This window comes from Pseudomonas arsenicoxydans (genome assembly GCF_006438915.1).
Lineage (GTDB): Bacteria > Pseudomonadota > Gammaproteobacteria > Pseudomonadales > Pseudomonadaceae > Aquipseudomonas > Aquipseudomonas arsenicoxydans_A.
The window spans coordinates 72425-84742 of the sequence record NZ_RCZE01000018.1; the positions used below are offsets into that span (position 1 = coordinate 72425).

Sequence of the window (12318 nt, forward strand, 5' to 3'; positions counted from 1 at the left end):
GCGCCCTCAGTGGCGAGCGAGCTCGCCACGTTTTCGATCAGGACAATTCGGTTGGCCCGTCAGGTGATCGGTGGTTTTTTCGCCACGCGCGGCTTCTTCTCGACGGCTTTCTCGCCCGGCGGTATCACTTTCGACGCCGCTGCGGGTTTGGCCTTGGCCTTCGGTTTGGCGTCGTTGGCTTTACCCTCCAGAGCGCCATTGGCCTTGACTGCCGCAGGCTTGGCAGTGGTTTTGCTGCCACTGGCCTTCGGTGAGTTTTTCGGCGCCAGGGCTTCCGCTTCAGCGAGCTTGCGTGCCATCTCCCAGTGGCGCGCTTCCTGACCCTCGGGTTTTCCTTCTGATTCCCAAATCTGATAGGCAAATTCGCGAACGCGTTTATCGTCGGTACTCATCGCAATGCTCCTGAACTGAACTCAAGCTTGTGTAAAGAGTTGGATAAAGAGATTGACCGGGACAACCCCCAGCGCGGCGCTGATGTTCAGCTCCCTGTTTTTTGTGACTGCGACGCTGGAAAAAAGTCCCTTCAGATTTTCATCCGAGGAGGCGAACGGTAATCTCACCCGCGTATCGCCCCACAGCGGCGCATCAATCTGTGGTTGGGCACTGTTTTTCAGCAGTTCGGCGCAGCGAATCGGGACGATCACGATGGCGCGTTTTCCCTCCAGTACGCGGGCAAATGCCAGCACCCGATGGGCCTGACTGCCGATCACTTCAAGGGCTTGATAGCGCCCTCGGGAAAACAGTTCGGCATGCTCGGCGCGCAGGTTCAGCACCTCGGCGATCAGCGTCTGCTTGATGCGCCCGTCACGCCAGTTCGACAACAGTTCGGGCACCTGCGGTGTTGCTTGAAGGGCTCGCTCACGACTGACGTAATCCACCGGCCGGCGGTTATCCGGATCGACCAGGCTGAAATCCCAGAAGTCGTTGCCCTGATAGAGGTCCGGCACCCCCGGCACGGTCATGCGCAGCAAGGTTTGCGCCAAGCTGTTGATAGCGCCGGAAGGGGCGATGGCCTGGGCCGCTTTACCGAGGGCTGCGCGTAACAGCTCACCTTCGGGGGCCAGAAACAGCCGCTCGATAAACGCCTGCATCGCCTGTTCATACGGTTCGTTCGACGCGCTCCAGCTGCTTTGCAGTTTGGCTTCGCGCAGGGCTTTTTGTTGCCACTGCCAGAGGCGTTTGGCGTAGTCCTCCAACGCCGGTTGATCGTCGATGTGCAGGGTCAACGGCCAACTGCCTAGGATCGCCTGATACAGGATCAACTCATCGCCCGCCGACGGCATGTGGTCGTCGTCGCGCAATGGGCGGGCGAGCGTGCGCCAAAGCGGGACTTGCTCGGCGTACCACGCGCTACGTTCGCTCAACACGGCCAGGCGTGCGCGAGTGTCTTCGCCGCGTTTGTGGTCATGGGTGGCGGTGGCCAGCAGGTTGTCCGGGAACTCGGCCAGGCGATGGGCGCAGACCGCATGGAAGTCCGACACCGGGGCGCTGAACTGTTCGGTGCTGAACCCCACGTCATTGCGCGACAGCAACACGGCCGAGCGATAGAACGCGGTGTCTTCAACGGCTTTGGCGGCGGCCGGTGACGTCAGTTGCTGAAAGCGTACGCAGGCATGCTTGAGGATCTTGCGCTGGCGACCCACCGCACGCTTGCGCCACGGCTCGCCGCCGAGCCAGCCGGCCAGGCAATCGAGCACCGGCCAATCGGCTTCGCTCAATGTTTGCCGTGCACCGTCCATGGCCTGCTGGAAAAACACGTCGTCTTCAGCGAAGCGGCCACGGGGGCTGATGTAGGTGCGGTACACAGGGAAGTGCACGATCAATTCCTGCAACGCCCGGCGGATTGCACCGAGGGTCAGGTCGCGGGTCATCAGGTCGTCGCGGGCCACTTGCAGCAAGGCCTGGGCGACGCTTTCGAAATCACCGGCCAGCGAGCCATTGAGGATCTGCTGCCGCGCCAATTGGGCTTCCTGCTGAAAGTCGGCCGGCCGTTCGCTGAGGCGCTGCCAGAGCTCGCCCAGGGTTTGCGCGCCTTGCGGATCGTGTTGCAGCAGCGACAGCTGGTTCATGAATTCATAACCGGTGGTGCCGTCTACCGACCAGTCGCGGTGCAGGGTTTCGCCTTTGCCAAGGATCTTCTCGACGTAGATCGGCAAGTGCCGCCCCGGTGACAGGCTATCGACCCGGCGTCGCAGTTTGCGGCAGTAGCCACGGGGATCAGCGAGGCCGTCAATGTGGTCGATGCGCAGACCGTCGATCAGACCTTGAGCCACCAGTTCGAAGATTTTCGCGTGGGTGGCTTCGAACACGGCCGGCCGTTCGACGCGCAAACCGCCCAGTTCGTTGACATCGAAAAAACGCCGCCAGTTGATGTCATCCGCTGCCGTGCGCCAACTGGCCAGACGATAGCTCTGGCGTTCGAGCAAGTTGTGCAGGCGCTGGAAACCATCGGTAGTGAGCGAGTCGTAAGCGCCGAGGTGCTGTTCGATGGACTTGAGCAGCGCCGGATCGCTGGCCAGTTCACGCAATTCGGCTTTCAGCGGCACCGCCAGGCTGTGCGCGTCGGTCTGGTAACTCAAGGTGGTGAAGCGCTCCGCCAGCGACTTCTGCGGTTCGACCTCGGTGGGCAGCAACTCGCCGTAGTTCATCGGGCAGATCGGGAAGCGGTGGTCGTAATGCTGCACATAAAAGCTGCCGTTCTGCGCATCAAAGTGCAAGGGCAGGGTGCCGTCCTGCAAGGCGATGCCGTAGTCGCTGCCGAGGAACGGCAGCAATAACTGACCTTCCATCAACGGGTCCGGCGAATGCCATTGAATGTCGAAAAACTCGCCGAACGGACTCAGGCGCCCCCATTCCAGCAAGTCCAGCCACCACGGGTTATCCGCGCCACCGACGGCCATGTGGTTGGAGACGATGTCGAGGATCAGGCCCATCCCGTGTTCGCGCAGGGCACCGACCAAGCGCCGCAGTGCGGTTTCACCTCCGAGTTCGGGATTGACGGTGGTCGGGTCCACCACGTCGTAGCCATGCATGGAGCCGGCGCGGGCGGCCAGTAGCGGCGAGGCATAGACGTGGCTGATGCCCAGACGGGCGAAATAGGGCACCAGCGGCACCGCTTGATCAAGGGTGAAGCCTTTATGAAATTGCAGCCGCAGGGTCGCCCGCAGTGGTTGGATAATCGACGCCGTCATTGGTCACGCTCGCCCGCCTGAAGCCGCGCGCAGGCGAGCAATTCGAGGCGTCGGGCCGCGTCCGGGTCATCAAGCAGACTTTCGCTGTCGCCGGGCAGGCGTCGTGACCAGTTGGGGTGGGTGTCGATGGTGCCGGGCAGGTTGGCCTGCTGTTCGATGCCCAACGCATCTTCAAGCGGCAGCAACACCAACGGCGCGCGGGTGTGCCCGAGGAAACGGACGCTGGCGTCGAGCACCTGATCGGTTTCGTGGGACTCTTCGCGAAAATTCTGAGGGTCCTGGCTCAACACCCGACGCAGGCCTTCGCGTTCGCGTTCGCGGTGTTGGCGCCACTCGATTTCACCGCTGGCGTCGGTCAGGCCGAGCCGGGCGTTCCAGTCGATGTCGCGGCCGTGCCACCAGCCATTGAGCGTCGGCAAGTCATGGGTGCTGGTGGTCGCCAGTGCATTTTCCGGCCAGTCGAGGATCGGCTTGAAGTGGGCGTTGTCCTGTTCAAACAACAGCACGCGCATGCCGAGGATCGAGCGTGCGATGAGTTTTTCCCGCAGGCCGTCCGGCACGGTGCCGAGGTCTTCGCCCAACACAATCGCTTGATGGCGGTGGGACTCGAGCGTGAGCAAGCGCAACAAGTCGTCGACCGGGTAGTACAGGTAGGCACCATCGCGGGGCGGCGCGCCGTTGGGGATCACCCACAAACGTTGCAGGCCCATGATGTGGTCGATCCGCAGGCCGCCGGCGTGGGCGAAATTGGCCCGGAGCATTTCGATAAACGCACGGAACCCGTTGCGCACCAGACCTTCGGGCGAAAACGCAGAGATGCCCCAGCCCTGACCGGCCCGGTTGAGGATGTCTGGCGGCGCGCCTACCGTCAGCGAGGCGAGCAACTCGTCCTGACGGCTCCAGGCCTGACTGCCACCGCCGTCGGCGCCCACGGCGAGGTCGGCGATCAGGCCGATGCTCATCCCGGCACTGCGGGCGGCGGTTTGCGCGCGCTCCAGGCAACGGGTGATCAACCACTGGCAGAAGGCGAAGAAACCGATGCGTGCGGCGTTCTCTTCGGCGAATTCGGCCAAGGCGGCGCTGCGCGGGTCGCGCCATTGCTCGGGCCACTCGCGCCAGTCGAGGCTTTCGCCTTTGGCGGCGCGGGTCTCTTGCAGGGCTTCGAAGCGGCAATGGTTTTCCAGTGCTTCGCCCGAGGCATGGCGGAAGCTGCTGAAGTCTTCATGCAGAGGATGCTCACCGTGGACAAAGCCTTCGTACAACGCCTGCAGAATTCGGTGTTTGGCTCGGGCGGCCACGGGCCAGTCAATCAGCGGGCGTTCTTCAAGCGCTTGCAGTTCTGCAGCCAGCCCCGTGGCGTCAATCGCCGCACGCATCGCGCGCTCGCCGAGGATGGCACCGGGTGCGGCGTAGAGGCTATTGAGAAACAGTCGGCTGGAGGGCGAGTAAGGGCTGTAGCGCTGCGTGTCGCTGCCGAACATGGCGTGCAACGGACTGATCGCCAGCGCCTCGGCGCCGCGCTCACCGGCCACCCGTGCGAGATCTTCTAGGGCCTGGGTGTCGCCGAAACCGCCATCGCCGGCACGTCGTAGGGAGTACAGCTGCACGCTCAGGCCCCAGGTGCGCGGGATCGGATTGTCGACCGCGTCGCCGACGCTGTAGCAGCGCTCGGGCGCTACCGCCAGGGTGAAGGATTGTCTGTCGATGCTGACGTGCTGGTAGCCGACTGGAACCAGCCCCGGCAGCACGGCTTGTGCATCGAGTTTCAGGTACATCTTCGAACCGTCTTCGAGGTGAATGTCGCACGGGGTTTCAGGCTCGAAGTAACGCGCCAGATCGAGGCCCGCACCGACATCGACCGTCAACAGCGGCGGCAGGCGATGGGTCTGCTGGACGGCTTGCAGCTCCAGCAGGCTCGCGTCGATTTCCTGGGCACTGCCGGCCGGGTGGCCGAGGCCGGTGAGCACGGCGCGCAGCACCGACGGGCCGACTTTTTGCGGGCGACCATTGGCGTCGATCCAGTCGACAGCCAGCCCTGCGCGGCTGGCCAGTATTTCAAGTTGCGCATCGCTCATAGGCGCTCTCCATCCGGGGGTAGCAAAGGGGCTGCGGCCGTGAGACTGACTAGCGCGCAATACGGGGCAAGTTTGCCCTCGTGCAACAGGCCGGCCGAGTGGGGCGGGTGTTCGAACAGCAAGATAGTGTCGGCCTGTGGGGTGTGGACCACTGGCGTGTCGCTGAGGTTCAGGTCAATGCGCAGCTCACTGCCATCGCCCAGCCGCCAGCGCGCCGTCACGGCTGCGTGGCCGAGCACGTCGGCGCCCAATGCCTGGGTGCCGGGCAGCCGCGGTATGAGATGCTGATGGCGCAACTGCAACAGGCGGCGATACAGGTCGTGAATGGCTGGCAGTGCACTGGCGTTCAGCTTCGGTTGCGATGCTTCGAAGGTCCGGGGTGCATTCGGGTCGGGAATCTGTTCACGTTTGTGCGGATCGGCAAAGGCGCTGAACGCCGCAAACTCGTTGCGTCGACCTTCGCGCACCAACTCTGCAAGTTCACCGTGGTGGCTGGTGAAAAACAGAAACGGCGCCTGCGCGGCGAATTCATCCCCCATGAACATCAGCGGGATCATCGGCGACAACAGCAGCAGTGCGGTGGCCGCGTAGAGCGCATCGGGGTGAGCCAGTTGATGCAGCCGCTCACCCAACGCACGGTTGCCAATCTGGTCATGGTTTTGCAGAAACAGCACGAAGGCGGTCGGCGGCAAGTGACCACTGGATTCACCTCGCGGCGTGCCGTGGCGGTTGAGCTGGCCCTGAAACACAAAACCCTGGCTCAGGCAGCGAGCGAGTTGTTCGGTGGGCTGCTCGGCGTAATCGGCGTAGTAGGCATCGGTTTCACCGGTCAGCAACACATGCAAGGCGTTGTGACCGTCATCGTTCCACTGCGCATCGAAGCCTTTTTCCAGCAGGCTCGCCTCGTTGTGCTCGTTTTCCACCATCAGCCACACATGGCGCGAGGGTTCGGTTTGCTGGCGAACTCGTTGCGCCAGCTCTTCAAGGAAGTCCGGGCTTTCAATGGCGTGCACCGCGTCCAGGCGCAAGCCGTCGAAGCGATACTCCAGCAACCACATCAACGCGTTGTCGATGAAGAAATCCCGAACTTCACGCTGACGGAAGTCGATGGCCGCGCCCCAAGGGGTGTGTTTGTCCTCGCGGAAAAAGCCCTTGGCGTAGCGGTGCAGGTAATTGCCGTCCGGACCGAAGTGGTTGTAAACCACGTCGAGAATCACCGCCAGGCCAAGGCCGTGGGCGGTGTCGATCAGGTGCTTGAGTTGCTCGGGCGAGCCATAGGACGCCTGGGGCGCGTAAGGCAAGACGCCGTCGTAGCCCCAATTGCGCTCACCGGGGAATTGCGCCAGCGGCATCAGTTCAATCGCGGTGATGCCCAGTTCGACCAGGCGCGACAAATGTTGCTCGACGGCACTGAAACCGCCGAGTACACCGACGTGTAGCTCGTAGATGATCGCCTCGTTCCATGGCCGACCTTGCCAGGTGTTGTGTTGCCATCGATAAGCCAGCGGATCGACCACCACGCTGTGGCTGCCGATGTCCCCAGCCTGTGCGCGGGAGGCCGGGTCCGGCACGTCCAGTTCGCCATCGATGTTGTAGCGGTAGCGGGTGCCCGCGGGACAGCGGGTCTTGATCACGAACCAGCCGTCAACCTGAGGCAACAGCGGCAAGGATTGTCCATTTTCCAGTTCGACACTGACGTAAAACGCATCCGGCGCCCACAAGGCAAAACGCGTGTGCTCTGCGTCCAGCATGATCGCGCCGTGGGGCCAGGTCTCAAGGGTCCGTAACGGCATCGTTGAAAACCTCTTACTGTCGGCCCGATTTACCCAGGGCCTTGGCCACAAGTTGTTCGTAGAGTTCGGCGTAGGGTTCCACCGCCTTGCACCAGTTGAACGGCGCGGCCATGGCCCGGCACCGCATGGCATGCAGCAGGTCGGGGAAGGCGAATACCTTGAACGCACGGCTCAGGGCTTCCTGATAACTCTCGACGGTGGATTCATCGAAAAGGAAACCGGTCACGCCGTTTTCAATGGTGTCAGCCAGACCGCCAGTGTTGCGGGCGACCGGCAACGAGCCGAAGCGCTGGGCGTACATCTGGCTCAGGCCGCAGGGTTCGTAGCGCGAAGGCATCAGCAGGAAATCGCTGCCGGCGAACATGCGGCGGGCGTCGGTTTCATTGAAGCCGATGCGCACGCCGATCTGCCCCGGGAAACGCAGGGCCAGTTCACGCATGGCTTGTTCTTCTTCCGGTTCGCCACGGCCAATGATTGCAATCTGGCCGCCGGATTTGACGATGTACTCGGAGACCGCTTCGGTCAGGTCCAGGCCTTTCTGATAGACCAGGCGCGAGACCACGGCAAACAGCGGCCCTTCGGAATCGGCGAGGCCGAACAATTCACGTACGTGCGCGGCGTTCACCGCTTTACCGTCCCAATCACCGATGCTGAACGGGCAGAACAAGTGTGAATCCGTGGCCGCGTCCCAACTTTCATCAATGCCGTTCGGGATGCCGCTGAGCAGGCCTTGCTGGGTCTTGGCGGCGAGAAAGCCGTCGAGACCACAGCCGAAGGCCGGCGTGGTGATTTCCTGAGCGTAAGTGGCGCTGACGGTGGTGATATGGCTCGAATAGGCCATACCGGCCTTGAGGAACGACATCTTGCCGTAGAACTCCATGCCTTCCTGTTGCAGGGCATGCGCCGGAATGCCCAGTTCAGGGCAGGAGCCGAGGCTGGTCACGCCTTGGTAGGCCAGGTTATGGATGGTGAACAACGTCGGGGTGCGCTGCCCACGCCAGTGCATGTAGGCCGGCGCCAGGCCAGCAGGCCAGTCATGGGCGTGCACCAGATCCGGGCACCAATGAATTTGTGCGAGATTGGCGGCGATATCGGCTGCGGCGAGGCCCAGGCGGGCGAAACGAATGTGGTTGTCCGGCCAGTCGCGGCCGTTGTTGGCGCCGTAGGGAGAACCTTCGCGCTCGTAGAGTTCGGGGCAGATCAACACGTAAATGACCAGACCGTCCGGCATGTCCATGCGGCCGATCTTGCAAGGCGGCAGTGCGGCGTGCCCACCCAGTTCACCAATGATGTGGATCGGGTTTTCGCTGTGCAGCACTTGCGGGTATCCGGGAATCAGCACCCGCACATCGTGCAACTGCGCCATGGCGCGTGGCAGGGCGGCGGAGACGTCGCCCAGGCCGCCGGTCTTGACCAGATCGGCAATCTCGGACGTCACGAACAACACTTTCTTTCTATTTGGATTCTGACTGGCAGCCGGTGCCAGCGTCTTGGTTCCCGGGACGCTGATGGATTGCGCGCTCGGTGCATTGACGGCGCTCGATTCGCCGACCTGCTGATGAGCACGCTCTCCCTGAATATCTAAAGCCGCACTAATCATATGAATCTCCCGTGGTGTTGATCTAAAGCTTAGGTCTGGCACAAACGGTGTGGCCAATTCCTGTGGCCGGGCGCAAACGCGCACGCATCGTGGCAAATGCTGCCCAATGCGTTGAAGCAGATGGGTTGGAGGGGCCGTTGCAAGGAATGCACCAGTCGCGTTGGCCCTACCTTTAACCTGACCCATAGCCAGGACCGAAAGTTTCGAGTTTTTTACAACCAGATGACCGACCGGTTTTACCTCGCGAAAATGAGTCTAGGCCAGATCCTAGAGCGGGGCGGGTCATCTGGTGAAATTGTTCGACAATCAGTTTCCAGAGGGTAAAAGAACCGCGCGGGGAAGGGGGGAACGCACCGACGAAGTGCAGGTTTATTTTTGGGGGTGGGTCAAAACGGGACTGGTAAGTCACGAAAATGGGCGGGTTGGGAGGGGATGGTGCACTGTTGCGGTGCGTTTGGATGAAGAGGTTGGGGTGTTGCTGGTGGCCCCTTCGCGAGCAAGCCCGCTCCCACATTGGTCCTGAGTAGACCAGAGATCTAATGTGGGAGCGGGCTTGCTCGCGAAGAACGATAACTCGGTATCAGGTCAACAACCGGATCGGCTTCCCCGTCGACCACGCTTGAATGTCTTCGATCATCTGCGAAAAGAACAGCTGATAGTTCTGCCGACTCACATAGCCAACATGCGGCGTCGCCAGCACATTTTCCAGCGTCCTGAACGGATGATGTTCAGGCAACGGCTCCACTTCAAACACATCCAGCGCCGCCCCGGCCAGACGATTTTTCTGCAACGCCTTGATCAGCGCCGCCTCGTCCACAATCGGTCCCCGGGCGGTATTGACCAGCAGCGCCGTGGGTTTCATCCAGTCCAGCGCCTGGGCGTCGACCAGGCCCCGGCTGCGGTCGCTGAGCACCAGATGCACCGACAACACGTCGGCCTGTTCGAACAGTTCCTGCTTGCCGACATAGGTCACGCCCACTTCGGTAGCCGCTTCAGGTGTCAGGTTCTCGCTCCAGGCAATCACCCGCATGCCGAACACTTGCCCGAACTGGGCGACGCGCTTGCCGATGCTGCCGAGCCCGAGGATGGCCAGGGTCTTGCCGTGCAGATCACCGCCCAGACCCTGCTGCCAAAGTCCCGCACGCAAGGCGTTGGCTTCGGCCACGAGGTTGCGGGTGGCGGCCATGATCAGCGCCCAGGTCAGTTCCGGCGCAGCGTGTTTGTAGCTGTCGGTGCCGCAGACCTGGATTCCCAACGCAGCGGCCGCTTTGAAATCCAGCGCCGCATTGCGCATGCCGCCAGTCACCAGCAGCTTGAGTTTGGGCAGCCGACGCAGCAGGTCCTCATCGAACCGGGTGCGTTCGCGCATCACGCAAATCACTTCGAAGGCACCCAGTCGCTCGGCCAGGGTTTCGTTGTCGGCCGGGTAGTCATGGACAAAACTCACCTCGCCAACGCTGTCCAGCACCGACCAGTCCACAACGTCGCGCGCGACGTCTTGCCAGTCATCGATCACCGCAATCTGCACCGCCATCAGCCTTACCTCATCAATGAACGGGGTTGGTTTTGTTCAGCCAGTCGAGCAAGGCCTTGTGGAATTGCGCCGGTTCTTCCATCTGCGGCGCGTGGCCCATGCCGGGGAATTCAACCAGGGTCGACTGTGGAATCAGTTTTGCCACTTGTTTGCCGAGCACCTCGTAGTGACCGAGCTTCGCCTTGACCTCGGGCGTGGCGATGTCACTGCCGATGGCCGTGGTGTCGGAGGTCCCGATCAGCAACAGTGTTGGCATCTTCAGGTCTTTGAATTCGTAAAACACCGGTTGGGTGAAGATCATGTCGTAGATCAGCGCCGAGTTCCACGCGACCTGCGTATGCCCCGGGCCTTTGTTCAGGCCGGCGAGCATGTCGACCCAACGATCGAATTCCGGCTTCCAGCGGCCACCGTAATAGGTGTTGCGCTCATAGGTGCGGATGCCATCGGCGTTGAGTTTGAGCTCGCGCGCGTACCATTGATCGACGGTGCGGTAGGGCACGCCGAGGGCTTTCCAGTCTTCCAGGCCAATGGGGTTGACCAGCGCCAGTTGTTCGACCTGTTCGGGGTATTGCAGCGCATAGCGGGTGGCGAGCATGCCACCGGTGGAGTGACCGAGAAGGCTGGCCTTCTGAATGCCCAGGGTCTTGAGCAGTTGCTGGGTGTTGGTCGCCAGTTGCTGGAAACTGTATTGATAACTGTCGGGTTTGCTCGAGGTGCAGAAACCGATCTGGTCGGGGGCGATAACCCGGTAGCCCGCCTCACTTAGGGCTTTGATCGAACTGTCCCAGGTCGCGCCGCAGAAGTTCTTGCCGTGCATCAGCACCACGCTGCGGCCATTGGCCTTGCCATGGGCGGCGACGTCCATGTAACCCATTTGCAAGGATTTGCCCTGGGACTCGAAGGCGAAATGCTTGACGGTGTACGGGTAATCGAAGCCCTGCAATTCAGGGCCATATTCCGGCCCGTCGGCGTGGGCGACGAGGGGCAGTGCGGCGGTCAGCAACAGGCTGGGCAGCCAGCGGGAGAGGGCGAGGGGCATGGGTGAACTCCAAGGAAAACCTGCCGATGCTGGATCGGCCTGATTAGGGCGACATTAAACACAGGCAATCGCCGCGCTCGATCGTTCAACCCATCCAGCCCAGTGTGGCCAGGACCAGAACGCCATAACGGGCGGCCTTGGCCAGAGTCACAATCAGCAGGAATCGTCCCAAAGGTTCGCGCATGACGCCGGCCACCAGCGTCAGCGGGTCACCGATAATCGGCACCCAGCTCAGCAGCAAAGACCAATGGCCGTAACGCTGATAGTGCTGTCGGGCGCGTTCCAGATGACGAGGGCTGACCGGAAACCAGCGTCTGTCGCGAAACCGTTCGATACCGCGTCCCAACCACCAGTTCACCAGCGAACCCAGCACGTTGCCCAGGGTGGCGACGGCCAACAGCGACCAAAGCCAGTATTTGTCGCTGAGCAACAACCCGACCAGCACCGCCTCGGACTGTAGCGGCAGCAGCGTCGCGGCACCGAATGCGGCGAGAAACAGCCCGAGGTAAGCACCGAAGATCAATGGGCGGGGTAGTCCGCCACCACCACATCACTGCCGTCCTTTTTCAGGCCGATCACTTGGTACGCATCGCTCATGCCATCCATTTCCATCCCGGGCGAGCCCATGGGCATACCTGGCGCTGCAACGCCCAGCAGGTCGTCACGCTTGCTCAGCGCCAGCACCTGGTCTGCCGGGACATGGCCTTCGACAAACTTGCCATTGATTAGCGCGGTATGGCACGACGCCAGACGCGGTGGCACACCGTGCTGTTGCTTGAATTCGCTCATGTTGGTTTCGACGTGGTCTTCAACCTTGAAACCGTTGGCTTCGAGATGGCTGATCCATTTTTTGCAGCAGCCGCAATTGGCGTCGCGGTGCACTTCGATGGGGATCAGGTCGGCGGCCTGAGCCAGGGAGGAAATAAAGAGGACGCTCAGGGCGATCAGACGCAGAGGGGTTCGCATGGGAAGGTCTCGACTCGGGTGGCGGTCAAAAAAAGAGGCATTTTGACCAGTTTAGCCACGGATGAGCGATGAGATTGTTTCCAAGTAATGCAAAAGAACCCTGTAGGAGCCGAGCTTGCT

Annotated in this window: 9 protein-coding genes; all 9 read right to left on the reverse strand. The window is 61.8% G+C overall.

Annotated features, from left to right (window positions below; all coding sequences use genetic code 11):
• Positions 1–59: 59 nt before the first annotated feature.
• Positions 60–392, reverse strand: a complete 333-nt coding sequence (locus EAH78_RS29140) for a DUF2934 domain-containing protein (RefSeq protein ID WP_140671433.1) — start codon at positions 390–392, stop codon at positions 60–62.
• Positions 393–413: 21 nt separating this feature from the next.
• Complete coding sequence (locus tag EAH78_RS29145) at positions 414–3191, reverse strand: malto-oligosyltrehalose synthase (protein ID WP_140671435.1); 2778 nt, start codon at positions 3189–3191, stop codon at positions 414–416.
• Positions 3188–5266, reverse strand: a complete 2079-nt coding sequence (gene malQ, locus EAH78_RS29150) for a 4-alpha-glucanotransferase (protein WP_140671437.1) — start codon at positions 5264–5266, stop codon at positions 3188–3190. Before malQ ends, EAH78_RS29145 begins: the two co-directional genes overlap by 4 nt.
• Positions 5263–7059: a malto-oligosyltrehalose trehalohydrolase gene (gene treZ / locus EAH78_RS29155; protein ID WP_140671439.1), complete on the reverse strand. Its 1797-nt coding sequence runs from the start codon at positions 7057–7059 to the stop codon at positions 5263–5265. Before treZ ends, malQ begins: the two co-directional genes overlap by 4 nt.
• Before the next feature lie 13 nt (positions 7060–7072).
• The gene (gene glgA, locus EAH78_RS29160) at positions 7073–8659 is read right to left on the reverse strand and encodes a glycogen synthase GlgA (RefSeq protein ID WP_140671441.1); all 1587 of its coding nucleotides are present in this window, start codon (positions 8657–8659) and stop codon (positions 7073–7075) included.
• Positions 8660–9239: 580 nt separating this feature from the next.
• A complete protein-coding gene (locus EAH78_RS29165; protein WP_140671444.1) occupies positions 9240–10193 on the reverse strand; it encodes a D-2-hydroxyacid dehydrogenase family protein in 954 nt (317 codons plus the stop codon).
• A gap of 13 nt (positions 10194–10206) precedes the next feature.
• The gene (locus EAH78_RS29170; protein WP_140671446.1) at positions 10207–11232 is read right to left on the reverse strand and encodes an alpha/beta fold hydrolase; all 1026 of its coding nucleotides are present in this window, start codon (positions 11230–11232) and stop codon (positions 10207–10209) included.
• 85 nt (positions 11233–11317) lie between these two features.
• A complete protein-coding gene (locus EAH78_RS29175; protein WP_140671514.1) occupies positions 11318–11752 on the reverse strand; it encodes a YqaA family protein in 435 nt (144 codons plus the stop codon).
• A complete protein-coding gene (locus tag EAH78_RS29180; protein WP_140671448.1) occupies positions 11752–12198 on the reverse strand; it encodes a DUF411 domain-containing protein in 447 nt (148 codons plus the stop codon). The genes EAH78_RS29175 and EAH78_RS29180 overlap by 1 nt, the downstream gene beginning before the upstream one ends.
• Positions 12199–12318: the final 120 nt, after the last annotated feature.